This is a genomic window from Phaeodactylibacter xiamenensis, assembly GCF_965229835.1.
Lineage (GTDB): Bacteria > Bacteroidota > Bacteroidia > Chitinophagales > Saprospiraceae > Phaeodactylibacter > Phaeodactylibacter xiamenensis.
The window spans coordinates 6,671,508-6,697,512 of the sequence record NZ_OZ245931.1 but is presented as its reverse complement, the minus strand read 5'-3'; the positions used below and the strand labels follow the sequence as shown (position 1 = coordinate 6,697,512).

Here is a 26,005-nt window from a genome sequence, read left to right as displayed (position 1 = left end):
AAATATGGAGCTTTCCACGCGTTATAACCCACAGGATACCGAAGCCAAATGGTACGACCACTGGCTATCCAAAAACTACTTCCACTCTGAGCCCGACGAGCGCGAGCCTTACAGTATCGTGATCCCCCCACCCAACGTAACCGGCGTACTCCACATGGGGCACATGCTCAACAATACCATTCAGGACATCCTCATCCGCAAGGCCCGGCTGGAGGGCAAAAACGCCTGCTGGGTGCCCGGCATGGACCACGCCTCTATTGCCACGGAGGCCAAAGTGGTAAAAATGCTGCGTGAGCGGGGCATCAAAAAGTCAGACCTCAGCCGCGACGAGTTCATGAAGTACGCCTTTGAATGGAAAGACAAATACGGCGGTATCATCCTCGATCAGCTCAAAAAGCTGGGTGCTTCCTGCGACTGGGAGCGTACCCGCTTCACGATGGAGGACAAGCTTTCCGAAGCCGTACTCAAGGTATTCGTAGACCTCTACAACAAAGGCAAAGTCTACCGCGGGCTGCGCATGACCAACTGGGACCCGGAAGCGCAGACCGTACTGTCCAACGAGGAGGTCATCTACAAAGACGAAAACTCCAAACTATACTACCTCCGCTATAAGATCGAGGGTACGGAAGACGAGTACATCACGATTGCGACCGTACGCCCCGAGACTATCCTGGGCGATACCGCAATTGCCGTCAACCCGGACGATGAGCGCTTCACCCACCTCAAGGGCAAAAAAGCTATTGTACCACTGATCGGCCGCGCCATCCCGATTATTGAAGACCGCTATGTGGACATGGAGTTTGGTACGGGTGCCCTTAAAATCACCCCTGCCCACGACATGAACGATAACGAAATCGGCGAGCGCCACGGGCTGGAAGTCATCGACGTACTGAATGCCGATGGCACCATGAGCGAAGCGGCGCAGCTTTACATAGGCGAAGACAGGTTCAAAGCCCGCAAGCTAATCGTAAAAGACCTCAAAGCCGGCGGGCACCTGGTGAAGGACGAAGACTACCGCAACAAAGTCGGCCGTTCCGAGCGGACCGACGCCATCGTAGAGCCCCGCCTGACACTGCAGTGGTTCCTCGAAATGAAGGACTTTGCCCAAACGGCGCTGAAAGCAGTGGAAACGGACGAAGTAAGCTTCTTCCCGGAGCACTTCTACAATATGTTCAACAGCTGGCTGAAGGAAGACAACATCCGCGACTGGTGCATCTCCCGTCAGCTGTGGTGGGGGCAGCGCATCCCGGCCTGGTACTATGAGGACAAAATCTTCGTGGCCGAAACAGCTGCCGAAGCCCTGGACAAAGCCCGGACAGAACTGGGCAAACCAGACCTGCAACTGGACGACCTGCATCAGGACGAAGACGTGCTGGACACCTGGTTCTCCTCCCAGCTTTGGCCGATTTCCGTCTTTGATGGCTTCGAGACCAACGAGGAGCTGAATTACTACTACCCGACTAATGTGCTGGTGACGGGCTGGGACATCATTTTCTTCTGGGTGGCCCGGATGATTATGATGGGGTATGAGTACGCCCCGGGGCTGCTCGGCGAAGCCGCCAAAAAGGAAAAAGGTGTTCAACCTTTCAACGATGTGTACTTCACCGGTATGGTCCGCGATAAAGACCGCCGCAAGATGAGCAAGTCGCTCGGCAACTCACCGGATGCCCTTCAGCTCATCGAGAACTACGGTGCGGATGGCGTACGCTTTGCGATGCTTTCCAGTGCAGCAGCCGGCAATGATATTGTATTTGATGCGCCCTTCGATCCGGAAACCAGGGAGGTCCTGAACGAAAGCAAGCTCTGCGAGCAGGGCCGCAACTTCTGCAATAAAATGTGGAATGCCCTCCGCCTCATGAAAGGCTGGGAGGTCGAAGCCGGCGAAGGCGATGCCATCAACCGCCTGGCCGTACAGTGGATGGAGCAGCGGCTGAACGAGACCATCGAAAAGCTGGGACAGCAGTATGAGCAGTACCGCCTTTCAGACGCCCTCATGATGCTGTACAAGCTCATCTGGGACGACTTTTGCAGCTGGTATTTGGAGATGATCAAGCCCGACTATGGCGCGCCGATTGATGCCGAGACTCTTGAGGCTTCCCTCAGCATTTACGAGCGGCTGATGACCCTGCTGCACCCGTTCATGCCCTTCATCACCGAAGAAATCTGGCACAACCTGCGGGAGCGGGCAGATGGTGATGACTGTGTGATGAGCAAGTACCCAACGGCTGATGCTTACGATCAGGCGCTGATCGACCGCATTGAGCAGGCCAAGAACATCGTAGCCAGTGTACGGGAAACCCGCAACAGCAAAGGCGTGAAGATGAAAGATGAGCTCGCCCTTCTCGTTCAGGACGAAGCCAACAGCCGCGCGTTGTTCGAACTTACCGGTCTGCGCGAGATGATCATCAAGATGGCAAACCTGTCCGGGCTGGACTTCAGCAGCGACGAGGTCCCCAACAGCGTGTCCTTCCTGTCCGGCAAGACCCAGTTTTTCCTGGAGCTGAATCAGGAAATTGACACGGAAGCCGAGTGCAAAAAGCTCAAAGAAGACCTGGAATACCAGAAGGGTTTCGTAGCCAGTGTGGAGAAAAAGCTAAGCAACGAGCGCTTCGTCAATAATGCCCCCGCACCGGTAGTGGAACGTGAGCGCATGAAACTGGCTGACGGTCAGGCCAAGGTCAAAAACCTGGAAGAGCAGCTGGCAAGCATGGGCTGCCAGTAAGGTATATTAAAGCATATTAAGCAGGGCTGTTTCCGGTAACAGGAAGCAGCCTTTTCTTTTTTGCCGAACAAAATCGAGGCATCAGACGGTTTAATTAATAAAACCTAACATGAGCTGGTCCCTTAAGATTGCCCGCCTCTTCGGCATCAATGTCTACATCCACTGGACGTTCCTGATTCTACTGGGGTGGATTTTCCTGTCGAGCCTGGGCTCCGGGCAAAACATGCAGGAAGCCCTGCTGGGCGTGGCCTTTATCCTCACCCTCTTCGCCTGTGTGGTGCTGCACGAGTACGGGCACGCCCTGACCGCCCGCCGCTTCGGCGTCCCCACCCGCCGCATTACCCTGTTGCCAATTGGTGGGGTGGCGAGCTTGGAAAAAATGCCGGAAAAACCCCGGGAGGAATTGCTCGTAGCCATTGCCGGGCCCGCCGTAAATGTTGTAATCGCCCTGCTGCTCTTTATCGTGATGCAAGTGGCAGGCATCACCTTCCCTACCGAGCAGCTGGAAGACCCCAGTCAGATCAGCCTGGGCAATGCCTTCATCCCCAACCTGCTGGCCGTCAACATCATCCTGGTGCTCTTCAACCTCATCCCGGCCTTCCCCATGGATGGCGGGCGGGTACTGCGCGCACTGCTGGCGATGAAGTACGACCGGGCCAAAGCCACCGCCATAGCCGCTCAGATCGGGCAATTTCTGGCCATTGGGTTCGTCTTCCTGGGCTTTATGTACGACTTCTGGCTGATCTTTATCGGGCTGTTCATCTTTCTGGGCGCCAGCGGAGAATCGCGTTACGAAACCACCCGCCACCTCCTCACCGACCTCAAGGTCTCAGACGTACTCATGCACCAATTCACCGAAATGGATGCCTGGTCGCCCATCAGCGAAGCCATCGACACCCTGCTGGACGGACAGGAAAAGGACTTCATTGTCACTGAACAGGGCGATCTCATCGGCACCATCTCCCGGGACGACATCCTGCGCGGGCTACAGGAAATGGGCCCGGCAGAACGCATCAAACGCATCGTCAATACCAATTGGGTCAGGCTCTCGCCGGACATGGAGCTCAATGAAGCCTACGACCTGATGAACCAGCGCAACCTGAGTATCTGCCCGGTCTACAACCCCGAAGGCGACCTCCTCGGCGTACTGAATACCGAGAATATCCTTGAGGCGATTATGATTGAGCGGGCCCGTGGTGGGCAGGGGGAGAGTTAATACGCCAGCACCTCCCCTATCGCCTCCTGCACCTGTTCCATGGAAAGCACCATAGCCCGTTCCAGCACCTCATTCAGCGGGATAGCCGGCATATTCTCAGAACCGATCGTGCGTACCGGTGCATCAAGGTGCTCAAAGCAATGCTCCTGAATACGGGCAGCCAGGCTTTGCGCGAAGGTGTTATGGACCGGCTCTTCCGTAACCACCAATACTTTGTTGTGGCGGCGGGCAGCATCGTACATCGCCTCCTCATCCACCGGGCTTAGGGTGCGCAGGTCGATGACCTCCACTTGTCCGGGATAGGCTTTGGCCGCGTTCAGCGCCCAGTGCACGCCCATGCCGTAGGTGATCACCGCCAGGGAATTGCCTGCCGCTATCTGCTCCGGATTGGCCTGTAAAGCCACCCGCGCTTTCCCGAAAGGAATGACATAGTCTTCATCGGGCATGATGGTCTTGGCAGCTTCGGTACCTTTCATTTTTGACCAGTACAGCCCTTTGTGCTCAAAAATGACGACCGGGTTCGGATCGTAGTAGGCGGACTTCAGCAGCCCTTTGAGGTCGGCTCCGGTGCTCGGATAGGCGATTTTTACGCCACGGATGTTCGTCACCACCGATTCCACACTGGAAGAGTGGTATGGGCCACCGCTGCCGTATGCCCCAATCGGCACCCGGATGATACTGCTGACCGGCCATTTCCCATTGGAGAGGTAGTACGACCGGCTGACTTCCGTGAACAGCTGATTGAGTCCCGGCCAGATGTAGTCGGCAAACTGCACCTCCACAATAGGCTTGAGCCCCGTCGCGGACATCCCCACGGTACTGCCGATGATGAAAGCCTCCTGAATGGGCGTATTGAACACCCGGTCGTCGCCAAATTTCTGCGCCAGGGTGGCAGCCTCGCGAAATACGCCGCCGAGCCGGCCGCCCACATCCTGACCATACAGCAGGCATTCCTTGTGTTGGCGCATCAGCTCCTCCACCGCAAAGAGGGCACTGTCTACCATAACGGTGGGGGTACCGCCGGCAGGTTCCCGCTCGCCCCGCTCTTCGGTAATGGGCGTGGGCGCGAAATCATGGGTGTATAAGTCTTCCGGTTTGGGGTCTTCGGCTGCCCGGGCACGCTCGAAGTGCTCAGCAACCAACGCCCGTGCCTCCGCTTCTATCTTTTCCACCGCTGCTTCGGTAGCAATATCTTCATTGAGCAATTTATCGCGCAGTACCGGATACGGGTCGCGCTCAGCCGCTTCCTCCAGGTCATCCCGGTACCATTCCTTGCGGACGCCGGAGGTGTGGTGGTTGAGCAGGGGCACCGTAGCGTGTATCAAAAACGGGCGGCGCTCCTTACGCACTTTACGGATCACCTTGCGCAGGGTGTCGTAACAAGCTGCAAAATCGCTGCCATCAATGCTTTCCACTTCAATCCCCTTGAAGCCGGCAGCGTACTCGGCGGCATTTTGCGCCCGGGTCTCCGCCGCGTTGGCAGAGATGTCCCAGCCGTTGTCCTGTACCAGATAAATAATGGGAAACTGCTTAAGTGCGGCCATTTGCAGGGCTTCAGCTACTTCTCCTTCCGTTACAGAAGCATCGCCAAGGGAACAAACCACGACGGGGTTTTTCCCACCAAAATCCTCTGCCAGCCCTTGCTGCTCTTTGTACTGAATGCCCATGGCCACGCCGGTGGTCGGAATAGCCTGCATCCCGGTCGCTGAGGACTGATGCGGGATTTTCGGCTTATCCTCGTCCTTCAGGCTGGGATGGGAATAATACGTCCGCCCACCGGAAAACGGGTCGTCCCGCTTCGCCATCAGCTGTAGCATTAGGTCGTAGGGCTGCAGGCCAATGCCCAGAAGCAGGGCGTCGTCCCGGTAGTAGGGCGCCACATAGTCCTGCGGCAGCAACTGCATACCGGTGGCCAGCTGAATAGCTTCGTGCCCCCGGGAGGTGGCGTGCACGTACTTGGAAACGAATTTGAAGTTTTCCTCATAAATCTCCGTCATGGCTTTGGCGGTTGCCATCAGGCGAAAGCCTTCGAGCAGAGATTGTTTTGCGATTTTCATAGCGGTTTTATTCATGGTTCGGTCAGGATGATTTTTTCGCCATTAGGCGACGGATTCAGGTGGTTCAGGTAACCGGTCCAGGTTTTTTATATAGCGGGCGGTATTGAATTCCGCTCCGCTCGACATGACTTCCCGGACTTCGGCAGCCACACACTGCGCGATCATCAAGCGGGCCGTTTCATCGTTGTAGCCGGCAGCCCTGAGGCGGTCGAAAGTCACCCGGGTATGCGCCGGGTCATTGTTTTTCAACTGCGTATCGACGATCTGCAGAAATTGGTCTTTTAGAATTTGCCGGGGGTCCATGCTTAGGCTTTTTGTTTGAAGGCGTTGATCGCATTCACGGTGAAATCAGAAAGGACCAGCTCCCCGCTTCGTTCGGCGCGGGCTTCGAGCAGCGTATCCCAGTCCTGGGCTTCTTCCCAGAAGACCGCTTTGAGCTGCCGCATAGCTTCGGGGCTGTAATCCGACAGTCGTTCTGCCAGATGGCTCACATAGGCGTCGAGTTGCTCCACGGTTTCAAAGACATCTGCGAATAAGCCTTTGTCCTTCGCCCACTGTGCCGTGCGCCATTCCGATGCATTGATGGCTAATTGTGTCATGGCAGATTTGCCCACTTTACGCTCCACGGCCGGGCCCACCACAAACGGGCCGATGCCTATCGCCAGTTCGCTTAGCTTAACCGATGCCCATTGGCTGGCGATGCAGTAGTCGGTCGCTGCACAGAGCCCCACGCCACCACCAACGGCTTTGCCCTGTATGCGCCCGATGATAAACTTGGGGCACTTGCGCATGGCGTTGATGACATTGGCAAACCCCATAAAGAAGCGCTTGCCGGTGCCCAAATCCTTAATAGCGATCAGCTCATCGAAACTTGCCCCGCCACAGAAGGCACGGTCGCCTCCACTTTGCAGGATGATTACTTTTACAGAGGGGTCTGCTCCGGCAGCGGTGATCGTGTCCGCCAGTTGAGCCAGCAAACGGCCGGGCAAAGAGTTGCTTGCAGGGTGCTCGAAAGTCAGTCGGGCAATGCCTTTATCGTTGACTTCCATACTTACGGAGCCTAATTGGGTTTTATCTGTCATGATTTGGTTAATGCTTTTGGTAAACAGACTTCAAAATACGAATGAATGTTCGTTAGCAAAGGTAAGAAAATGCGGGAGGAATCCGAAGGGCACCCCCCTGCATTTAAGCGCTATGGCTGCTGGGGTAGAGCTTCCCGCTCTGCTCCAGCTTATCCAGGATTTTTAGGCGATGCACCAAAATAGGCAAACGACAAATACTGCCAGGCTATTCAAAAAGTGTAATTTTTTATGCACACCGGCAGCACTCACCTTAAAATTCAAATGGTGCCCCTCGTCAAAAAGGGCACCATTCGATCTTCCGTTTATCCGAGGTAGCGGACTTTCCAGACCTTACCCTCTACGGAGTCGGTAATGTAGAGGCTGCCATCGGGCCCGACTGCCAGTCCCGTGGGGCGGTGCTTGGCATCTTTGGGCTTCTCAATGGTCGTTTCAGCGGCGATATTGTCCACGAAGATTTCCCAGTCGCCGGTCGCTTCCCCGTTGCGCATGGGCACAAAAGCCACGAAGTAGCCTTTTTGGGGTAGCGGTGCCCGGTTCCAGGAGCCGTGGAAGGCAATGAAAACGCCCTCTTTGTACTTTTCAGGGTATTGCTCACTGTGGTAAAAGACCAGGTCATTCGGCGCCATATGCCCGGGGAAGGCCACCACCGGCTCTTCGATGCCTTCACAGCGCCCCTGCTTTTCACCATCGCCCCCGTACTCCGGCGCCAGCACCTTTTTGCCCTGCTTGTGGTCGTAGTAGCAATAGGGCCAGCCAAAGTCGTCGCCATTATCGACCTTCAGGAATTCCTCAGAAGGGAGTTCGGCGTTTTGCTCGTAGCTGTACATGCCCGGGAAGAGGTAGCTTAGCTGATCGCGCCCGTGCTGCATAGCGTACAGTTGATTGCCCTCATGATTGAACTGAATGCCAACGCAGTTGCGCAGCCCGGTGGCAAAGCGCTCGCCATTCCCCTGCTGCGTTTGCCCGGCCTGCATGGCATCAAACTGCCAGATACCGCCTTGCCATTCCAACTGCGGGCAGGGGTCCATACCAGTTGACCCTTTGGTGCGGGCTTCTTTCATGCAGGCATTGGACGGGGCGCCTACATTGACATACAGGTGCCCATCGTTGTCGAAGGTGAGGGATTTGGCTTCGTGTGAGCCTTGTTGCGGGAAGCCGCTCACCACGAGCTCGCGGCTGTTTTCGTCCGGGACAAGGGCACCATCTTCCGGCAGTGGATAGCGGAAGACCTCCGTTGTGGAGGAGCAGTAAAGGTAGCCTTTGTAAATTTCCATCCCCGTGCCGGTATGTTCACCGAAGTAAGCCAGGGTATCGGCCCGGCCATCGCCATCATTATCGCGCAGGGCAGCAATGCCTTTTCCGTCTTTTAGTTGTTGCAATTGTATGTAAATATCTCCATTGTCGCGTACCGCAATATGCCGGGCTCTGCCTACCGCATCGGCTACCACGATAGCTTCGAAATTATCGGGCAGGATGAGCGTCGGGTCTGACCAGCGGCTGGATTTCGCATTGGTTGTTTCTGGCAGCTCTTCAGATACATTGGTGTTGTTGGCGCAGGCTATAAGCCCGAGCAATAATGTTAAAGTCAGTAAATATCGCATGAGTAGTGGGTTGGTTCTTTTGTTGTAACAGATGGGCAGGCGGGGGGTTCAGGAGAGCTGCAGCATCGCCTTGATTGTAATTGAACAACAAGGCAGGCCAGACAAAAAAGACTTGGCAAAACCCTGATACAGGCACTTGCCAAGTCTGTCAAATAGGCTTTTTAAGCCTGTTATTTACTGTGATACACCTTGCCTTGTTATGGCATCACCACGGTATCAATGACATGAATGGTGCCGTTGGACGCCTCAAGGTCGGTCTTAAAGACCTGGGCGCGGTTGCCATTCTCATCAATCAGGTAGACGGCATTGCCTTCAGCAATTGCTTTGAGTTCTGCCCCATTGACGGTGGTTAGGGTAGCGGTGCCCTCGTTGGCTTTAATGGCTTTCACGACCTGATCGGCAGTGATTTTGCCAGGCACTACGTGGTAGGTCAGCAAGGCCTGCAGCTTCTCCTTGTTCTCTTCGAGCAGGAGGGTGGCTACGGTGCCTTCCGGCAACTTCTCAAAAGCCGCATTGGTCGGCGCGAATACAGTGAATGGCCCCGGCTGTTGCAGGGTTTCTACCAGACCGGCAGCTTTTACGGCTGCGACAAGGGTGGTATGCATTTTGGAAGAAGCTGCTACATCAACGATGTCCTTTTCGGCCATCATCTTGGTTTTTTCCTTCTTCATCTTTGCTTTACCATCGTACTGCGCCTGCAAGGGAGAACCTAAGAGCGCGACCATCATAATACTGGTTACTAATGCAATACAATTTTTCATAGCTTACTTTTCAATTAAAAAATGATTCATTCGGGTGATCTTCGACAGGCATACGAGCCTGAGCGCCGATTGGATTTTTTGAAGGGGAAGTTTTTTAGGAAACTTTGACCTGCGGCTGTTCTTTAGACTATGTTTGGAGCGGGTTCGTCATGAAAATCAAGGAATTGTGGCTCTGGCTAAATCTTTTTTGGCGCGTTTGGCGGGCCAAATAAGCTAAAAAAGATGACGTCCCGGTTTGACCGGGATTCATAAGTCCTTGGTTTGCAATAGGATCAAGCTCCAAACATAGTCTTAGCCTGAAAACGCTCGATACGCTTGGCCATATTCCCGAAAACAAAGTAATGGAAAGGCAGCACGGATCCCCAGTAGAGCCGTCCAAACAGTCCGAACGGCCGGAAGGTGGCTTTCTGCCGCAGATAGGCTTGCCCGTCTTTGTGCTGAATGCGAAATTCCAGCCAGGCTTCACCGGGCAGCTTCATCTCGGCGTAAAGGAGGAGCCGTTGTTTGTCTTCATCGGCAATGAGTACCCGCCAGAAGTCAAGGGCATCGCCATCGTGGATGCGGTTGGGATGGGTACGGCCCCGGCGCAGACCGATGCCGCCGACGAGCTTGTCCAGGTAGCCCCGCAGTTTCCACAGCCAGTTAGCATAGTACCAGCCGCGCTTTCCCCCGATGCTGACTACATTTTGCCAAACCTGGTCAGGGGTATTGTGGGTAATGGCGACCTTCTGCTCATCTACAAAACAGCCGTACTCGGGCACTTCAATGTAGCGGTTGAGCGACGCTTTGTCTGAGCTGGAAACCAGAGAGTCTTTCCAACTGCTGACCACCATATTCTGCTGTATCTTATCGAAAGCCAGGGCTACCGCTTGTTCGTAAGGGATAGGGTCGATACCCAGCTCCTCCGCCAGATTGTTGGGCCGGCAGATGACGTCTATTTTCATGCTGTTGACCAGGTTGACGGCCAGTTCGTAGGTGGTGGAGGTCACAAAGTACAGCCAGTAGGAAGACAAACGGGGCGTCATGACCGGCACCACATAGAGCGACCGCTTCAACCCCCGGGCACGGGCGTAGCCGAGCAGCATTTCCTTGTAGGTCAGGATATCCTCGGCACCAATATCGAAGTTTTTGCCATAGTACTGCTCTTTGAGCATTACGCCCGTCAGGAATTTGATCACATCGCGTATCGCAATCGGCTGACAGCGGGTACTCACCCAGCGCGGGGCAATCATGACCGGCAGTTTTTCCACCAGGTCGCGGATGATTTCAAAGGAAGCGCTGCCGGAGCCGATGATGATACCGGCGCGCAGTGCGGTGAGGGGCACCTTGCCACTATCCAGGATTTGTTCTACCCGCAGCCTGGACTCCAGGTGGCTCGACAGTTCCTCGCTGTTGACAATACCCGTAAGGTAAATGATCTGCTGACAGGTCGTTTGCTCGACAAAGGCATTAAAATGCGTAGCGGCCTTCTCCTCCAGGGATTTAAAGTCGTCAATGGCAGCAGACAGGGAGTGGATGAGATAGAAGGCTACATCGAATTCCCCGGGCGCTTCCTGCATATCCACGGGTTTCAGGAAATCGACCTGAAAAACGTCCACCTGCTCTTCCCACCCTTCCGGCACGTCAAAGGTAGTGGCGTTACGGGCACAGCAAATGACCTCGTGCCCGTCTTCCAGGAGCACGGGCAGGAGCCGTCTTCCGATATAGCCGGTCGCGCCGGTGAGTAAGATACGCATGTGGCGTTTTTTTGTTGTTGGAACGGTATGCCCAGGCGGAGGTTCACCGTTAAGACAAAAGCCTGTACGGTAGTAATATACAGGAAAGCACATGAAAGTTGGTTGTAGCGGAGGTCTATTTTTAACCAAAAAAAGGACTTGTTATGATCCGGATGATTTTTTTACTGGCTCTTTCCATAAGCCTGGCCCTCGCTCTTACCGCCCAACCTGCTGCCCAGTACACCGCCTCCGGGCTGCGCCTGCAACTACCCGATGGCTGGCTGCTGGGCGAAGTGGCAGCAGTGGAGAAGAATGCCGAAGGCCACATCTTCGTTCTTAACCGAGGCGACCACAAACTGCTGGAGTTTGATGGAAACGGCACCTTTATTAAAGAGATCGGAGCAGGCCAGAATACCTTCGAGGTACCCCATGGGCTAAAGATTGATGCCGATGGCAACATCTGGACGACTGATGTGGGCAGCCATATCGTTATTCAGTTTTCTCCTGCAGGCGAAGTCCTGAAAGTACTGGGCAGAAAGGGGCAGCAAGGCGAGTATATGAAAAAGTGGAACTACGTCATCTTTGATCAACCTACAGATGTTGACTTTGGCCCAGACGGTAGTATTTATGTCACCGATGGCTATGGCAACAACCGGGTGGTGAAGTTCAATAAAGCCGGCGAGCACATCAGAACCTGGGGTACGAAAGGTATTAAACCCGGAGAATTTGACCTGCCGCACTGCGTTACCGTGCACGATGGCAAAGTCTATGTAGGCGACCGGGAGAACAAGCGCATACAGATTTTTGATCTTGATGGCCATTACCTGGATCAGTGGGACAATACGGGCTACCCCTATTCCATCAAAATCCACGACGGTTATCTGTACTCCCTGGATGGAGTGGCCACCAAGGTTTTCCTTTTTGATCTTAATGGCCGAAAGGTAGGCGAGTTTGCACCACCCAGAGGTTTCGCCCGGGGCGAACTGAGCCTTCCCCACTGGATTGCGGTGGATGCTGAGGGGATATGGATTGCAGAGGTGCTCTCCTGGCGGGCCCAGCATTTCCATAAAGAATGAAGCATAGCCCTTATACTTCAGGGGCCTGTGTTTAAATTCATTTGCCTGCTTTGGAGTCGCAACCATCCCGGAAGCTTGGATCATCAACCTGCCGGAGCAGCAATTGGAGCAGTACACCGAGCCCGCTGCGGAAGGCTACCGCAGTATCCGGATTTACCGGGCGGGGGATATACTCGGAACGGAGAGGTTTGGGCGTAATGCACAAACCCGACGCACGAGTATGCCGGTACGCACAGGTATGCCGACACGAAGTTATGGTTGGTCCCAAACTACTTCGTCGTCGGTATACATTGGAGCTGGATTGGATTGAAGGTAGATTGGAGATGGGGCGGTTGTTTGGGGCATCCTGATTTTCGCCCCTTTTTTGTTTCTGAATCTGCCTAAGCATTAAGTGTGACACCTACGGCGTCAGTTAAAGGGGGAAGACCATTTTTTACTGACTGCCGCCCCCTACTGGGGTCGTACATCAGTAATCTTAAGCTCAAATTGTAGCATCGACTCCAGCGGACCTGTATGCCATGCGCAAGCAGGCAGGGTCGCACTTTTTAATGGGTCTGTTCTTCCCATATTTTTAGGATTCTATATTACGGGTAATTTCTTTCGATCCTTTTGTTGGCCCCTACATAAGCTGAGGCAGAGCGCTTGGCAATGGCTTGGCTTAAGCTCTACACCAGCAACGCAAGACTCCTGTCGGAGAGCTTCCCTCCCGGTACTTTACCGGGATCCGATAGGTTACACCAGGATAAAGCTGGGGCAGAGCGCTTGGCAATAGCTCGGATTAAGCTCTACACCAGCAACGCAAGACTCCTGTCGGAGAGCTTCCCTCCCGGTACTTTACCGGGATCCGATAGGTTACACCAGGAGAAAGCTGGGGCAGAGCGCTTAGAGGGGGCCTGGATTAAGCTCTGCACCAGCAAGAGCCTTGCTCCTGTCGGGGAGCTTCCCTCCCGGTACTTTACCGGGATCCGATAGGTTCTTCAAGGGAAACAGTACCGAGATCCATCAGGTTTTCCCCGGTCAAGCTGGGGCAGAGCGCTTGGCAATGGCTTAGCTCAAGCTCTACACCAGCAGCCCAAGGCCCTGCTCCTGTCGGGGAGCTTCCCTCCCTGTACTTTACCGGGATCCGGCAGGTTTCCCCAGGTTAAGCTGGGGCAGAGCGCTTGGAGGGGGCTTGGGTTAAGCTCTACACCAGCAACCCAAGCCTCCTGTCCTGTCGGGGAGCTTCCCGCTCTCCGATAGGTTACACCAGGAGGAAGCTGGGGCAGAGCTCCCGGAATGGGCTTGGCTCAAGCTCTACACCAGCAGGCAAAGCTCTACGGTAAGTTTAGAGAATCACAAATATCGAATCAGCTCCTGCCCCATCTCCAGATTACACAGCGTGCCCTTTCGAAGACCTGCATAATCCTTTGCGGAAGAATAGTCCCAATCTGTATTTTTGCTGACCAGTCCAGCTTTAGTCGGATTATCGTGGATATAACAGAAGCAGTTGAAAAAATAACCGTTTCCGGGAGCAAAGGGGGCATTCGTAAGCCCTTTAATCGTCACAAATTCGTCTATCCAACCATCTTTCGCTTTGCACTTGGGGCGACCCCCCCCCTGTATGACCCTGCTCTTTGTTGATTGCCTGGGCATACGACTGCAAAAGGATTCCTATGGACTGGTTGATACTTATTACCTGTTCCTCTTCTTTACTGCCTATGCGCTGCCGGTTCACAACTTGCGCCGCATCACCATATTGCTGCTTACGCCTCACCCACTCGATATGATCTACATGGGACCACAGTGCATCCTTAGAGATTTCTGGCGCCTTAACATAAAACAACCAATGAAAGTGATTGGGCATGAGGCAATAACAAAGTAAATCAGCAAAAGGCAGCAAATAAGCACGCATTTTCCAAAGGAAGAACTTGTAATTACGGTCTGAAAAGAAGACCTGCTGCCCGTTATTCCCTTGGTTGTAGATGTGAAAGGACTGATTGGGGTAAAGCTCCATACCGTTTGTATTTGGCATACAAAATAGCCCAAATTCCGTAGAAATGTAGAAGTGCATCAGTGCTTTCCCAAGTGAAGCTGGGGCAGAGCTCTTGACGGGGGCTTGGATCCAGCTCTACACCAGCAGCCCAAGACCCCTGTCGGGTCCCAGTTTTTACCGGGATCCGATAGGTTACAGGATGAAGCTGGGGCAGAGCGCCTGGAAATGCCCTGGCTTAAGCTCTACACCAGCAACAACAGGCTTACTCAAAATCCTCCAGGTAGCTTACCGCACCTTCGTAGACGCGCTCAGCAGTGAAGCCGAACTTTTCATCGAGTACAGTGTAGGGGGCGGACTCCCCGAAGTGGTCCAGGCCAGCGACTTCGCCCAGTGGGCCGACCAGGCCGCGGAGGGTGACCGGCAGGCCGGCGGTAAGACCGTAAGTAGGTACGTCGTAAGGTAACACATCCAGCTGATAGCTGATGGGCTGATTACGGAAGAGGCCTTCGGATGGAGCGGAGACGACCCGTACCTTGAGCTTTTTCTTCTCCCGTAGCAACTTAGCGCCCTCGATCAGGGTAGCGACTTCGGAGCCGTTGCCGACCAGGATGAGGTCAGGGTTGCCGCCCTCTTCCTTTTGGACGATGTATGCACCTTTTTCAGCTGCCTTAGCGGCTTCGTAGCGGCTGCCATTGGCGGGTAGGCTTTTGATGTCCTGACGGGAAAGGATGAGCCCGCTCGGACCGTGTGTGTTTTCCAGGGCTAACTGCCAGGCGACAGTCGTTTCGTCCACATCAGCGGGGCGCAGGGCGGTAAAGCTGTTGCGGCCGGAGTGGTTCTGCAGATGCTCCAGCAGACGGATTTGAGCCTCTTGTTCGATGGGTTGGTGCGTCGGGCCGTCCTCGCCTACCCGGAAGGCATCGTGCGTCCAGATGAAAATTACCGGCTGCTCCATCAGCGCAGCGAGGCGGATGGTCGGCTTCATGAAGTCGGAGAAGACGAAGAAGGTCGCGCAAACCGGGATAACGCCGCCATGCAGGGCCATACCCGTGCACAGTGCCGCCATAGTCAGCTCGGAAACACCGGCCTGCAGGAACGCACCGCTAAAGTCGCCTTTAACAAAAGAAGTGGTCTTCTTGAGGAAGGCATCTGTTTTGTCACTATTGGAAAGGTCAGCAGAGGCGACGATCATGTTGTCAAGGTGGTCGGCCAGGTGGCTGAGTACGGCTCCGGAGGCATTCCGGGTGGCCTGATCGGGCTTTTGCTTAATCCCTGCCCAATCTATTTCAGGTAGATCGCGGTTGAGGTACTGCTCCAGCTTGGCTGCCAGCTCCGGGTTGTTGGAAGCCCAGGCTTCCTGTTCGGTCCGCTTTTGTTCGGCATAAGCGTGCTTTTCGGTTTTCACTTCTTCGTAGAATGCTGCCACTTCCGGGAAAACCGCGAATGGGTTATCCGGGTCGCCGCCCAGCGCCTTTACGGTCTTCTCAAAAGAGGCTCCGGCACCACTCAGTGGCTTGCCGTGGGTGGACACCTGACGCTCGAAGGACTCGCCTTCTTCGGTAACCGCTCCCTTGCCCATGATGGTTTTGCCGATAATGAGGGAAGGACGGTCTGTTTCCGCTACAGCAGCATCCAATGCCTTACGGATGGCATCGGGGTCGTTGCCTTCAATGGTCTGCACATGCCAGCCCCAGGCTTCGTATTTCTTACCCGTATCCTCGTCCATGACTTCGCTGACTTCACTTGACAGCTGAATGTCATTAGCATCGTAGAACATTACTACGTTCCCCAAACCCAGGTAGCCCGCAGTGCGCCCGGCACCCTGTGCAATTTCTTCCTGAATGCCACCGTCAGAGATGTAAATGTACGTTTTGTGAGCTGTCCATTCCCCAAAGCGGTGGGCCAGAAAGCGCTCAGCGATTGCGGCACCGATGCCAAAAGTATGCCCCTGCCCCAGCGGGCCCGAGGTATTCTCCACACCACGGGCTACATCAATCTCCGGGTGGCCCGGCGTTGGGCTGCCCCACTGCCGGAAGTTTTCGAGGTCTTCTGTGCTGTAATGCCCCAGCAGATGGAGTTGGCTGTACAGCATAGCCGACATATGGCCGGGGTCAAGAAAGAACCGGTCGCGGAAGGGCCAGGCCGTGTCTTGGGGGTCATAGTTCATGTACTCCGTAAACAGGATGTGCATGAAGTCTGCACCGCCCATTGCACCGCCGGGGTGGCCGGAGCTCGCTTTTTCCACCATTGCGGCGGAAAGCACACGGATGTTGTCTGCGGCTTTTTGTGTAATTGTAGGATCTGCCATGTTAAAAGGAATAAGGTTTTGGTAATCAAAAAACAGTAAGCTGCCGGGAACGATCAAAGCCGCAGAGGATAGTTCGAACAGCGCCAGCCTCCAGCCACACGGGCTTTTTGCTTTGCATTCCTGCGCCATACGCTTACTTCTGTTTCAAAGGATGCCCAATTCCGGATGTTCAGCCGGCCCTCTGATTTTCGCCCGAAGATAGCTAAACTCTGAGGTATTTCGGAAGCAAGGGAGAAGTGGAAAACAATTCTGAATAAAAAACCACACAAATACTTGCATTAAAAACTTTTTGTTTTTAAAATTGTGGCAACTAAACAAAATGTACGATGGTAAAAATACGGTCCTACGAAGATTTTCAGACCGTCCCTGTAGTGGACATGGACGAGATGACGCCCTACCTGAAAGTGGAGGCTAGTGATGGCAAAAGTTTTCCGCTCCCGGGCGAGGAATACAACTTCATCCGGCTGGATTTGAGCCTGGCCCTCATCCGGCACCCGGCACATACCTTCTTTCTGCGGGTCAGCCAGGAAACGCTGGGCAGTGAAGGCTTTCTGCCCGGACATATTGCTATTGTTGACCGGCAGGCCACACCCCGCCACCGGGACATCATAGCCGCCTACTTCGAAGGCAGCTTTATCCTATGCCGCCTGCATATGCAGGAAGAACAGATCAGTATCCAAACCGATGAGGAAATCATTGCACTGGAACCGGATATGGAATTTGCCATTTGGGGCGTAGTCAAAGACCTGCTTATCCCCCGATAGCAATGCCCCTACTGCTCCTCTTCCTCTGAACGTGCATCCAACTGCCTGGAAGCAGACTCGGCAATATCATGTGCAGCTTCTTCTGCCGGGGCTTCTTCAGCTTTGGGCGCTTTGTAGATGGAAAACAACACACCGGCGCCGAGAGATACAAAAATAACCATCAGGGATACCCATTCCGGGATATGGACCTGATGTACCAATAACATCTTCACGCCTACATAGGCGAGGATGAACACAAGTGCGTGCTGCAGGTACTTGAAACGGTCCAGCACAGACGCCAGCACGAAGTACAGGGAACGCAGTCCCAAAATGGCAAAAATATTAGAGGTAAAGACCAGGAAGGGGTCTGTTGTAATGGCAAAAATGGCAGGGATACTGTCGAAGGCGAACATTACGTCCGTGGTTTCCACCACCATAAGCGCAACGAACAATGGGGTTGCCGCGGTGATATGTTTGCGTTTCACAAAGAAATGCTCCCCGTCAAACTCCTTTGTCACTGGTATGAGACGGCTTACATACTTGATGACCGGATTTTTATTGGGGTGAGCAGCCTCATGCGAAGACCACATCTTGTAAGCAGAATAGAGCAAAAAAACGCCGAATACATAAGTCAGCCAGGCGAATTTCTGAATCAGGACGACGCCCAGAAAAATCATAATGCCACGGAACACCAAGGCACCAAGAATGCCCCAAAACAAAACCCGGTGCTGGTACTTTTGCGGGATACTGAAATAGGAGAAAATCATGGCAATCACGAAGATATTGTCCATGCTTAGCGACTGCTCGACCAGGTAGCCGGTCAGGTACTTAAGCACAGCATCTCTTGCAGTGAGGGATTCCGGATTCGCGATCCATCCATTGCCATAGGCATAATATATAAATACACTGAACAGCAGAGACAGGCTTACCCACAACGTTGTCCACCCCAGTGCCTCACGCGTGGTAATAGCATGAGGGTTACGGTTGAAGACGCCCAGGTCGAGGGCCAGAAGAAAAAATACGAGGGTAATAAAACCGATCCAGATGAACATGTAGTTGCTTTTGGGCAGGAAATCTCCGCTGCCTTGTTTGCGCTTTGTGCCGTGGTGCTGCCGTTAGACGCAGTAATGCGGCTTTATCACCACCGCTTTCCATCTATAAATGCGCGGAAAAGAAGGTTTGTTGATTTCATGCCCCTGCAAACGGCCAGTATACCAAAGCTCCCGGCAGTTCTTTACAATTTGGCTACAAACAGACAAGCACGGATACACACGGCTATCTGATAGTCTTATTTTCTACTTGGTCAGGAATCACAATCAGGGCATAGGTAAGATCTGAAATATAAAGTTGCAGCCGATTGCACAGCTACAGCTGCAGGAGCGGGAACTACAGCCAGATGGCCAAACATTAAGGTCAGGGATAGTAGGAATGCTTTCATAAAAACATAGATTTTGGCAAGGTGAAACCATGGACAATGCCCAAGGTAGCACCATAGCTACTCCTACTCTACCAGAAAACAAAAGCCATGTTCCCTACTATCCCTATAAATGCCAACTTAAATCAGACTGGATCGATCATAGGCAAATCCGTCACCTTCGCTTCTTTTGGCCCTACACTCAGCCAACCGATAAAGCCACCGGAGGCCTTGGCTACGTGGCCCGCAAGGCTCAACAGCCCCTCATAAAAATGCCGGGCCTGCCGCTTATCAATCTTTTTGAGTACTGCATTAACATTGGAAAGCCGGCTGACCAGCTCTTCCTGCCGGGGCTCTGTCTCCCGTGGTAAATCCTGGATCATAGCCAGCAGCCGTTCATGAAGGTCCTGATCCAGCTTTTCGTAAAACTCCATCCACTCCGGATGAAAGTCAAAAGACCGGACATGAGCTACTTTTTCACTGGCTGCCAACTCGGAATCGTCGATAATACCATCGGCACCGGCAACAAGCAGAACAACCTGAGGGACTGCATCGTACAATACTTTCTGGTCCTGAGGTGAAAGGGCATCGATACTTTTAAACATATATATCTTGTTTTAAACTTTGGTTTTTTCGTCTGATGGTGGGTTGGTGCTTTTGAAACAAAAATAGGTTTTTACGGTAAAAAAAGCAGTGGCATAAATCATCAATTCTGTTTTTTCTGCTTCTTTTGTTGTTACCGCCGAAACGGGTTGAAGCTAAGCAAGCGGTTGGCCCAGCCCATCCACTTTGCAGGCTCGGGCTCGGTAGAAGCGTCCTCCTCAACCGGGTTCCCATATAGCGTTTCAAACATTTTTCGCACATTCTGTGCCACCATTCCCCGGAAGGGGATTCTTGCCATAAGCCCGTAGAGTGCCGCATTCCCCTCTGCCTTTGCGTTGGGGTTGGCTTTTGCAAAAGCAACAGCAGAGCGGAGATCATCGATGTAAGCCTGCAACACTGGCAAATTTTGAGGCATGACGGTCACATGAATGCAATTGGGACGCTGCTGCCGGTCCACATACCAGCCCTTCTCTGCCAGCGCATCCGCCACCACAAATATATCGGGCCGGTTATTCCGGGTAGCAAAAGCGAGGATATTCATACAGGGTGCACCGATGCATTCCAGTTCGGCCATGCCTTCAATCGCTGCTTTGAGCTGATCCACCCCCGCCATTACCTGCCCGGCAAGCTCCAGGTAGCGCTGCCGCCCGAGGCTGTTCATCGCAGCCCAGGCGGCAGCGATAGGGCCGCCGGAACGTGACCCAAGAAGCGTAGCTGAGGCGTAAATGCCTCCTGCCCAGTCGGTGGTTATGAAAAACTGATGCCTGAGGTAGGTCATACTTCGGTACAACAGGACTGAGCTGCCCTTTGCTCCGTAGGCAAATTTATGCGTGTCTGCGGATATGGAGGTGACGCCAGGCAGCCGGAAGTCCCAGGGATGGACAAGTTCCGGGCGCAACTGCTCCACCCATGGCAACATGAACCCCCCAATACAGGCATCCACATGGAAGGGCAACTGATGCTCCTGTGCAATCTGAGAAATAGATGGAATCGGGTCGAGCAACCCATGCGGATAAGAGGGTGCAGAAGCTGCAAGCATTAGTGTTCCGGGACCGATTTTCCGCCGCATGGCTTCCACATCTGCTTTTCCATCTTCTCCTACTTCCACTTTCTTTATTTTAAGCCCAAGGATGTGAGCTGCTTTCTCGAAAGCCGGGTGGATGGTAGCTGGCGCAATCACCTCAGTGCAGCCTCTTTTGGCCTTTCGCCCCCACTCCCGATAGGTGTACAGCGCCAGAAAAATGCTTTCTGTCCCGCCGGAAGTCATCGTCCCAGCAACCTGCTCGTCCCCGTGCAGCATATCAGCTGTCATAGCGACTACTTCTTTTTCCATACGCTGCAGGCTCTCAAAGGCGAAGGGGTTGATGTAGCTTTCTGAAAAAAACAGGTTGGAGGCTTGCTTTAAAAACTTATTGTGGGCTTCGTCCACCTGATAGACCATACTCCAGGTACGGCCTTCCTTCCAGCGGGCATCCCCCGACTTAAAACTTTCCATTGCTGCGAGCAGCTTTTCCGGATCCTGGCCCGTCTCAGGTATTCGCTTCTTATCAGTACTCATGGTGGCGAATATACTTTTTTCCAATTGCTTGTCCTGCATGTCAGGGCCATCTCCATCGCTCAAAGGTTAGCCCAAAGATTGTACCTTTGCATTCAGCACAGGTCAAAATCATGAAAATAGCCATACTTGCGGACCCTCTGGACAATCAACGTGGCGGTGTACATGTCTATACCCGCGAGCTTATCACAGCATTAGCCCGGCTCGACTCTGATAATGAGTACCTGCTGGTGCGTGAGAAAGCCACACCCGCTATACCGGGCACGCAGTCCCTCGTAGTGCCCAACAACCGCTTTGGGCTGGTATTCGCCGCCTTCCGCATGTTTTTTATTGTACCGTACTTACTCCGGCGGCATCAGGTGGATATCGTAGTGGAGCCTGCTCACTTTGGCCCTTTCAATCTGCCGCGGCGTGTCCATCGGGTGACGGTCATCCATGACCTGACACCTTTGCTCTTCCCGCAGTACCACATTTGGCACAGTCAGATGCTGCAACGCCTCTTCCTCAAAGGCATACTAAAAAGGGCAAGCCTGGTCATCACCAATTCCCGGCATACGCGCAAAGATGTCCTGGAACACTTCCCGTTCCTAAAAAACAAAGTGATTGCAGCTCATCTCGGAGCCAATCCGGCACTTACCCCCCTGAGGACCCGGGCCTGGCTGGATCAGCAGGGCATTACCACCCCTTACTGGCTTACGGTCGGCACTATTGAGCCTCGAAAAAACCTCGTCAATCTCCTAATGGCCTATCAGCAGTACCGGCAAAATGGCGGCAGCGGTCAGCTCATTGTAGCCGGGCAGCGGGGATGGAAATCAGAGCCGTTCTTCGAAGCGCTGGGCCAGCACCCGTACCGGGCAGATATTCTTCTGACCGGCTTTGTGCCCGATGAAGCCCTCCCGCAATTGTACAGCCACGCCCAGGCTTTGATATATCCTTCCGAATACGAAGGTTTCGGACTGCCTGTACTTGAGGCTATGCGGTGCGGTTGCCCGGTGATTTGCTCCTCTGTATCCAGCCTGCCTGAAGTAGGCGGTTCGGTCGCGTACTATATCGATTATCAGGAGCCTGCATCCATAGCCCGGCAGATGCAGGCGGTAGACCAGCTGGACGACTCAGCAAGGTCAGCCCTCAAAGAACAATCTGTGGAGTGGGCAGCGCAATTCAACTGGGCAGCACATGCCAAAGCCTGCCATGAAGCCCTCCAAAAACTTGCTGCGAAACAACCCGACTCCAGGCACGTATGACTATATTGCACATCTATTTCAAATCCGAGGTCTAAGCTGTAGCAGAAACCCCAAAATGATGCGACCAGAACAAATATGGATTGTTATTCCTGCCTATAACGAAGGCCCTGTGATTGAGCAGGTCGTAGCTAAGGTGATTGGCAGTGGCTTCCCCAATGTACTGGTTATAGATGATGGCAGCAAAGACGATACTGCTTCTCAGGCCCGGCTGGCAGGGGCACGTGTCCTCTCCCACCCCATCAACCGTGGCGCAGGGGCAGCAGCACAAACCGGCTTATCTTACGCGAGGCGTCAGGGCTGGAAATGTGTGGTACAAATTGATGCCGATGGGCAGCACCACCCTGAAGACATCCACAGGCTGGTGGAAGTACAGGCCCAAACAGAAGCTGATATCGTGCTGGGCAGCCGCTTCCTCGACCCGTCCCCTGGCATTCCGCCCACCCGTGTCCTGTACAACCGCATCTCCAATGTCCTGACGAACACCTTTTGTCAGCGCAGCTATTCGGATACTCAGACGGGCTTCAGGTTACTCAGTGCACGAGCCATACGCAATCTCCGGCTCCGGCTTGATGGCTTTGGCTACTGTAGCGAAATGATCGTGCAGGCAGAAGAAAAGGGGCTGACCATTGCCGAGGCTCCTATACAGGTCACTTACACGGACTACTCGCTGAACAAAGGGCAAGACCTGGTCATGGGCATTACCACCGCTGTGGATTTGCTTTGGAAATTGCTATTTTACCCTTCAAAAATGAAGTGACGTGAAGCTTGAAGTCTATCAGATTATCGTTCCACTAGCCTCCCTGGGGTTTGTTTTCAACCTGTTCCGGCGTTTTCTGAAATCAAAAGCCAGTTGGCAAGAGGCTGCTCTGGGTGCCGCCTTTTGGATGTCCGTCGGTATTTTTGCCCTCTTCCCCGACGCAATCTCCAAGGCCATTGCCAACTTTTTTGGGATAAAGAGCAACATCAACGCTATCATTTTTTTCTGCCTGGGACTCATTTTTTTCTTCCAGTACAAACTCTTCTTCATGCTGAAAAAAAACCAGATGGCCACCACTGAGCTGGCTCGCAAAATCACTCTTCAGCAAGCAGAAAAAGAAGACCTCCAATCGTGAAAATCCTTTTCGTACTTGAGCATTTCCATCCTTATATCGGTGGAGCGGAGAAGCTGTTTTACGAGCTGACTACAGCACTGGCAAAGAGCGGGCACGAAGTAGCAGTCATTACCACCCGGTTCCGCCCCGATTTGCCCGAACAGGAGGACATTCAGGGCGTATCAGTGGTGCGGGTCAACTGCCGCAACCGTTACTGGTTCAGCGTGGCAAGCCTGCCGGTGATCCGGCGTATGGCGAAAAAATACGATGTGGTACACACTACTTCCTACAATGCCGCTTTACCAGCCTGGATCGGTGCCGCCCTTAGCAAAAAACCGGTATTGATTACCTTCCACGAAGTCTGGGGACAGCTCTGGTGGCAGCTGCCTTTTGCTAATGTGCTGCAGCGTACTCTTTTTTACTCCTGGGAGCAACTCCTGCTGAAACTGCCTTTTCGTCGCTTCATCGGGGTATCCGACTACACCCGGCAGGCGTTGCGTGCAAGCGGCATTGCTGACGAAAAAGCGCTACGGATTTACAACGGGCTGGACTATACAGCTTTTGAGGCTTATCCTCATCAGCCGCCAAAGGAATTCACCTTCACCTACTTTGGCCGCCTGGGCATGTCAAAGGGGCTGGAGCTCCTGCTCCCGGCAGCACAAACCTTGCTCAGGCAACATCCTGAAGCCAGGTTCAAGCTCATTATACCCACCTATCCTCAACCAATGTACAATTGGGTACAGGCACAATTGGACCAACTCGGGATCCGTCAGCAGACACGGTTGCTCCACGATCTGCCGCGGGCGACCCTCTATCGGGAAATCGCACATTCGTCCTGTGTTGTGATCCCCTCCTATAGCGAAGGGTTTTGCTTTGTCGCAGCAGAAGCCTCTGCTATGGGTGTCCCCATCATTTCCTCCGACCAGGGCGCGTTGCGCGAAGTGGTAAGCGGGCATTGGGTGCCTATGCAGGAGATGAGCACATCGGCACTCGCCCGGGCACTGCAGCGTGCGCATGAGGGAGACTGGGAAAAACGGCCCTTCCGCCCTTTTTACTTACAGGATGCTGTACAGTCCTACATCAATCTTTACCAAGACTTAAAAAGCTGAGCGGTGTGTTTTCACCCAATCGTACAGCGCCATATCCTCCGCATTGAGGGCCTGCAACTGACGGAGCGCCTCTTCGTCAACTTCAGGTAGCGCTTTCCGGAAACGGCGGTTATCGTTGAGGCGGGGCAATGGAGGGATTTCAGCCCAGGCAAGGCGTTTCCCTAACCGCTCGTAGTCCGCCTCGAAGGATTCCAGTAGTCCTATGAAAAAGTAGTCTTTTGGATGCAGCCCCTGCATAAATTTAGACATGCGGTTTCGGTTTTCCTCCAGCGTGGCGTACTCCAGCAAGGTTTCTGAAATCCGGTGGGCATTAGCCGCTGCCACCTCAGGGTTGTGCTCCGGGTGCAACAGGCGATGTTTGAAAAAAGAGTAATTGGAAACTACGCGGTCTACCGGGTCACGTAGCCAGGTAATGACTTTTGCATTATGCTGCAGGTGCAACTCTCGGACTTCTTCGTAGTGCAGGTGGCCATGCAGTACGTTCAGCTGCGGAGGCAGCGCCCGGGGCAGTCCTCCCTGCTCCACCGCTTCAAAGTAATCCCGCCTTCTGAAAGAGACCGATACCCGCTCCACCCCGTAAACCGTTTGCAATGCCCGGTAAAAAGAGGTACCACCCGTTTTGGGAATATGTATGGATATTAACTCGATCATGATTTCCAGTATCCCTGCTTTCGAAACTCAAGAGCCTCACGATAAAGTTCCAGATCTTTGGCATTGCAGGCTTCAATGATGGCCCGTTCCTCAGGGGTGATTTCCCGCTTGCGTTTGCCAGTGGCATTGTGCTGATAAGCCTCCTGAATCGTCCAGCCCATCGCGTCCGCCATATGTTGTAAATCCTCATCCATATGCTCGAGAATACCCACAAAGCGAAAGTCCTTCAGGTGCAGCCCCTCCAGGAATTTGGACATCCGGTTTTGGTTGATCTCGGTTTGCGCATATTCTCTGAGGCTGCGCTCCATTTTTGCCAGGATATCAACCCCTCTCCCTTCTTCGTCAATAATGTCCCGCAGGCGCTCTGACAAATAGAAATAATTGGACACCACGCGGTCCACCGGATCGCGGAGCCAGGTAATTTTGGGGATATCCGGTGACAGCTCCAGAATATTGCTAACCATTGGCCAGGAAAAATGCCCGTGCAGCACCCGCACCCGGTTGGGCAGGGTGCGACCGGTGAACGGCTGCTGTTCTACCGGAATTTACCCCTACCGCGCAGGGGCGTATCAAAACGCAGTACGGCTTCGGCACCATACACATCGCGCAGCATGTTCCGGAAGGAGGTTCCGGCCGACTTAGGGATATGGAAGGACAGCAACTCGAGTTGGTTCCCAATCTTGGAGTCCGGTCTTTTGATATGATTACTCATGTAGTGCTATTAGGTAGGGCTAAGCTAAAAAAAATCCTCATTCTGTACGCCCGGAGTGGCATTTGACCTGGCAAACAGCAAAATATACAAATAGTTAACATGCGTGAATTGGGCAAATCGCTGAGAATTGATTATTTTGTGGCATCTTTAGAAAAAATATGCACGCTCCCCCCGCACCGTAATTCTATTTACGACTGTTTTAGGCTACTACTTATACTGACGATTAAGTGGTTTGCCACAGCAAACCTGCTCAATGTCAGCATTTACGCTGGGAAATGGCTTGCACCTGTCCTGACAAGCTACGCTTCGTCACGGGCCGATGTCGCAAAACACTTCGTATTGCGTATATCATAAGCTCCCCCTTGTCTTCCAC

At 53.5% G+C, this 26,005-nt stretch carries 23 protein-coding genes; 8 read left to right on the top strand and 15 right to left on the bottom strand.

From position 1 onward, the window contains the following. Positions 1 to 4 precede the first annotated feature (4 nt). A complete protein-coding gene (locus ACO08I_RS25835) occupies positions 5 to 2,722 on the top strand; it encodes a valine--tRNA ligase (RefSeq protein WP_421947546.1) in 2,718 nt (905 codons plus the stop codon). Positions 2,723 to 2,831: 109 nt separating this feature from the next. After that, complete coding sequence (locus ACO08I_RS25830; RefSeq protein WP_421947545.1) at positions 2,832 to 3,938, top strand: site-2 protease family protein; 1,107 nt, start codon at positions 2,832 to 2,834, stop codon at positions 3,936 to 3,938. Here ACO08I_RS25830 and ACO08I_RS25825 read toward each other — a convergent pair. The 6 genes from ACO08I_RS25825 to ACO08I_RS25800 form a co-directional block, all read right to left on the bottom strand. Then, a complete protein-coding gene (locus tag ACO08I_RS25825; protein WP_282783148.1) occupies positions 3,935 to 5,995 on the bottom strand; it encodes an alpha-ketoacid dehydrogenase subunit alpha/beta in 2,061 nt (686 codons plus the stop codon). The genes ACO08I_RS25830 and ACO08I_RS25825 overlap by 4 nt on opposite strands. A gap of 42 nt (positions 5,996 to 6,037) precedes the next feature. Further along, positions 6,038 to 6,298 (bottom strand): hypothetical protein, encoded by a 261-nt coding sequence (locus ACO08I_RS25820; RefSeq protein WP_282783146.1) that lies wholly within the window; start codon positions 6,296 to 6,298, stop codon positions 6,038 to 6,040. Between the two features lie 2 nt (positions 6,299 to 6,300). Continuing rightward, positions 6,301 to 7,077, bottom strand: coding sequence for an enoyl-CoA hydratase/isomerase family protein (locus ACO08I_RS25815; RefSeq protein WP_421947544.1), 777 nt, complete (start codon positions 7,075 to 7,077; stop codon positions 6,301 to 6,303). A 302-nt stretch (positions 7,078 to 7,379) separates the two neighbouring features. Beyond that, positions 7,380 to 8,678 carry a PQQ-dependent sugar dehydrogenase gene (locus ACO08I_RS25810; protein ID WP_421947543.1) on the bottom strand — a complete coding sequence of 433 codons (1,299 nt, stop codon included), beginning with the start codon at positions 8,676 to 8,678 and terminating at the stop codon, positions 7,380 to 7,382. 197 nt (positions 8,679 to 8,875) lie between these two features. Continuing rightward, the gene (locus tag ACO08I_RS25805; RefSeq protein ID WP_282783141.1) at positions 8,876 to 9,439 is read right to left on the bottom strand and encodes a fasciclin domain-containing protein; all 564 of its coding nucleotides are present in this window, start codon (positions 9,437 to 9,439) and stop codon (positions 8,876 to 8,878) included. Between the two features lie 272 nt (positions 9,440 to 9,711). Next, on the bottom strand, positions 9,712 to 11,175 hold the full coding sequence (locus ACO08I_RS25800) for an SDR family oxidoreductase (protein ID WP_421947542.1): 1,464 nt from the start codon (positions 11,173 to 11,175) through the stop codon (positions 9,712 to 9,714). A 143-nt stretch (positions 11,176 to 11,318) separates the two neighbouring features. Here ACO08I_RS25800 and ACO08I_RS25795 point away from each other — a divergent pair, with 143 nt between their 5' ends. Further along, positions 11,319 to 12,230, top strand: coding sequence for a peptidyl-alpha-hydroxyglycine alpha-amidating lyase family protein (locus ACO08I_RS25795; protein ID WP_421947541.1), 912 nt, complete (start codon positions 11,319 to 11,321; stop codon positions 12,228 to 12,230). Positions 12,231 to 12,267: 37 nt separating this feature from the next. On the opposite strand, the gene ACO08I_RS25790 is transcribed toward ACO08I_RS25795, so the two are convergent. The 3 genes from ACO08I_RS25790 to ACO08I_RS25780 all read right to left on the bottom strand — a co-directional run bounded on the left by ACO08I_RS25790 (position 12,268) and on the right by ACO08I_RS25780 (position 16,510). Then, entirely contained in the window at positions 12,268 to 12,435 is a 168-nt protein-coding gene (locus tag ACO08I_RS25790) for a hypothetical protein (RefSeq protein ID WP_421947540.1), read from the bottom strand. Positions 12,436 to 13,764: 1,329 nt separating this feature from the next. Further along, positions 13,765 to 14,223, bottom strand: a complete 459-nt coding sequence (locus ACO08I_RS25785) for a hypothetical protein (RefSeq protein ID WP_282784745.1) — start codon at positions 14,221 to 14,223, stop codon at positions 13,765 to 13,767. 241 nt (positions 14,224 to 14,464) lie between these two features. Beyond that, positions 14,465 to 16,510: a transketolase family protein gene (locus ACO08I_RS25780; RefSeq protein WP_421947539.1), complete on the bottom strand. Its 2,046-nt coding sequence runs from the start codon at positions 16,508 to 16,510 to the stop codon at positions 14,465 to 14,467. A 326-nt stretch (positions 16,511 to 16,836) separates the two neighbouring features. Between ACO08I_RS25780 and ACO08I_RS25775 the strand changes: the two genes are divergently transcribed. Further along, positions 16,837 to 17,274, top strand: a complete 438-nt coding sequence (locus ACO08I_RS25775) for a LexA family protein (protein ID WP_421947538.1) — start codon at positions 16,837 to 16,839, stop codon at positions 17,272 to 17,274. A gap of 8 nt (positions 17,275 to 17,282) precedes the next feature. Here the strand turns inward: ACO08I_RS25775 and ACO08I_RS25770 are convergent, their stop codons facing one another. The 3 genes from ACO08I_RS25770 to ACO08I_RS25760 all read right to left on the bottom strand — a co-directional run bounded on the left by ACO08I_RS25770 (position 17,283) and on the right by ACO08I_RS25760 (position 20,828). Further along, positions 17,283 to 18,305, bottom strand: coding sequence for a TerC family protein (locus ACO08I_RS25770; protein ID WP_282784751.1), 1,023 nt, complete (start codon positions 18,303 to 18,305; stop codon positions 17,283 to 17,285). Positions 18,306 to 18,813: 508 nt separating this feature from the next. Further along, positions 18,814 to 19,272: a hypothetical protein gene (locus ACO08I_RS25765; protein ID WP_044223315.1), complete on the bottom strand. Its 459-nt coding sequence runs from the start codon at positions 19,270 to 19,272 to the stop codon at positions 18,814 to 18,816. A gap of 131 nt (positions 19,273 to 19,403) precedes the next feature. Further along, a complete protein-coding gene (locus ACO08I_RS25760) occupies positions 19,404 to 20,828 on the bottom strand; it encodes a pyridoxal phosphate-dependent decarboxylase family protein (protein ID WP_282784754.1) in 1,425 nt (474 codons plus the stop codon). Positions 20,829 to 20,938: 110 nt separating this feature from the next. Here ACO08I_RS25760 and ACO08I_RS25755 point away from each other — a divergent pair, with 110 nt between their 5' ends. Genes ACO08I_RS25755 through ACO08I_RS25740 form a run of 4 tightly spaced genes read left to right on the top strand, consistent with a single transcriptional unit; the run spans position 20,939 to position 24,269 of the window. Continuing rightward, positions 20,939 to 22,069, top strand: coding sequence for a glycosyltransferase family 4 protein (locus tag ACO08I_RS25755; RefSeq protein WP_282784757.1), 1,131 nt, complete (start codon positions 20,939 to 20,941; stop codon positions 22,067 to 22,069). Positions 22,070 to 22,124: 55 nt separating this feature from the next. Then, on the top strand, positions 22,125 to 22,826 hold the full coding sequence (locus ACO08I_RS25750) for a glycosyltransferase family 2 protein (RefSeq protein WP_160213809.1): 702 nt from the start codon (positions 22,125 to 22,127) through the stop codon (positions 22,824 to 22,826). 1 nt (position 22,827) lies between these two features. Further along, entirely contained in the window at positions 22,828 to 23,181 is a 354-nt protein-coding gene (locus ACO08I_RS25745) for a DUF2304 family protein (protein ID WP_421947537.1), read from the top strand. Beyond that, positions 23,178 to 24,269, top strand: coding sequence for a glycosyltransferase family 4 protein (locus tag ACO08I_RS25740; protein WP_421947536.1), 1,092 nt, complete (start codon positions 23,178 to 23,180; stop codon positions 24,267 to 24,269). The genes ACO08I_RS25745 and ACO08I_RS25740 overlap by 4 nt, the downstream gene beginning before the upstream one ends. Here the strand turns inward: ACO08I_RS25740 and ACO08I_RS25735 are convergent. The 3 genes from ACO08I_RS25735 to ACO08I_RS25725 form a co-directional block, all read right to left on the bottom strand. Further along, a complete protein-coding gene (locus ACO08I_RS25735) occupies positions 24,258 to 24,920 on the bottom strand; it encodes a sulfotransferase family 2 domain-containing protein (RefSeq protein ID WP_282784763.1) in 663 nt (220 codons plus the stop codon). The two genes, ACO08I_RS25740 and ACO08I_RS25735, sit on opposite strands and share 12 nt — an antisense overlap. Continuing rightward, entirely contained in the window at positions 24,917 to 25,384 is a 468-nt protein-coding gene (locus ACO08I_RS25730) for a sulfotransferase family 2 domain-containing protein (protein ID WP_421947535.1), read from the bottom strand. Before ACO08I_RS25730 ends, ACO08I_RS25735 begins: the two co-directional genes overlap by 4 nt. A 71-nt stretch (positions 25,385 to 25,455) precedes the next feature. Further along, positions 25,456 to 25,632 (bottom strand): hypothetical protein, encoded by a 177-nt coding sequence (locus tag ACO08I_RS25725; RefSeq protein ID WP_421947534.1) that lies wholly within the window; start codon positions 25,630 to 25,632, stop codon positions 25,456 to 25,458. Positions 25,633 to 26,005 lie beyond the last annotated feature (373 nt).

Bases quoted from the DNA above. Each gene is read 5' to 3' on its own strand.
- ACO08I_RS25835 (WP_421947546.1), top strand. From the start codon at position 5: ATGGAGCTTTCCACGCGTTATAACCCACAGGATACCGAAGCCAAATGG.
- ACO08I_RS25830 (WP_421947545.1), top strand. From the start codon at position 2,832: ATGAGCTGGTCCCTTAAGATTGCCCGCCTCTTCGGCATCAATGTCTAC.
- ACO08I_RS25825 (WP_282783148.1), bottom strand. From the start codon at position 5,995: ATGAAAATCGCAAAACAATCTCTGCTCGAAGGCTTTCGCCTGATGGCA.
- ACO08I_RS25820 (WP_282783146.1), bottom strand. From the start codon at position 6,298: ATGGACCCCCGGCAAATTCTAAAAGACCAATTTCTGCAGATCGTCGAT.
- ACO08I_RS25815 (WP_421947544.1), bottom strand. From the start codon at position 7,077: ATGACAGATAAAACCCAATTAGGCTCCGTAAGTATGGAAGTCAACGAT.
- ACO08I_RS25810 (WP_421947543.1), bottom strand. From the start codon at position 8,678: ATGCGATATTTACTGACTTTAACATTATTGCTCGGGCTTATAGCCTGC.
- ACO08I_RS25805 (WP_282783141.1), bottom strand. From the start codon at position 9,439: ATGAAAAATTGTATTGCATTAGTAACCAGTATTATGATGGTCGCGCTC.
- ACO08I_RS25800 (WP_421947542.1), bottom strand. From the start codon at position 11,175: ATGCGTATCTTACTCACCGGCGCGACCGGCTATATCGGAAGACGGCTC.
- ACO08I_RS25795 (WP_421947541.1), top strand. From the start codon at position 11,319: ATGATCCGGATGATTTTTTTACTGGCTCTTTCCATAAGCCTGGCCCTC.
- ACO08I_RS25785 (WP_282784745.1), bottom strand. From the start codon at position 14,223: ATGGAGCTTTACCCCAATCAGTCCTTTCACATCTACAACCAAGGGAAT.
- ACO08I_RS25780 (WP_421947539.1), bottom strand. From the start codon at position 16,510: ATGGCAGATCCTACAATTACACAAAAAGCCGCAGACAACATCCGTGTG.
- ACO08I_RS25775 (WP_421947538.1), top strand. From the start codon at position 16,837: ATGGTAAAAATACGGTCCTACGAAGATTTTCAGACCGTCCCTGTAGTG.
- ACO08I_RS25770 (WP_282784751.1), bottom strand. From the start codon at position 18,305: ATGTTCATCTGGATCGGTTTTATTACCCTCGTATTTTTTCTTCTGGCC.
- ACO08I_RS25765 (WP_044223315.1), bottom strand. From the start codon at position 19,272: ATGTTTAAAAGTATCGATGCCCTTTCACCTCAGGACCAGAAAGTATTG.
- ACO08I_RS25760 (WP_282784754.1), bottom strand. From the start codon at position 20,828: ATGAGTACTGATAAGAAGCGAATACCTGAGACGGGCCAGGATCCGGAA.
- ACO08I_RS25755 (WP_282784757.1), top strand. From the start codon at position 20,939: ATGAAAATAGCCATACTTGCGGACCCTCTGGACAATCAACGTGGCGGT.
- ACO08I_RS25750 (WP_160213809.1), top strand. From the start codon at position 22,125: ATGATGCGACCAGAACAAATATGGATTGTTATTCCTGCCTATAACGAA.
- ACO08I_RS25735 (WP_282784763.1), bottom strand. From the start codon at position 24,920: ATGATCGAGTTAATATCCATACATATTCCCAAAACGGGTGGTACCTCT.
- ACO08I_RS25730 (WP_421947535.1), bottom strand. From the start codon at position 25,384: ATGGTTAGCAATATTCTGGAGCTGTCACCGGATATCCCCAAAATTACC.
- ACO08I_RS25725 (WP_421947534.1), bottom strand. From the start codon at position 25,632: ATGAGTAATCATATCAAAAGACCGGACTCCAAGATTGGGAACCAACTC.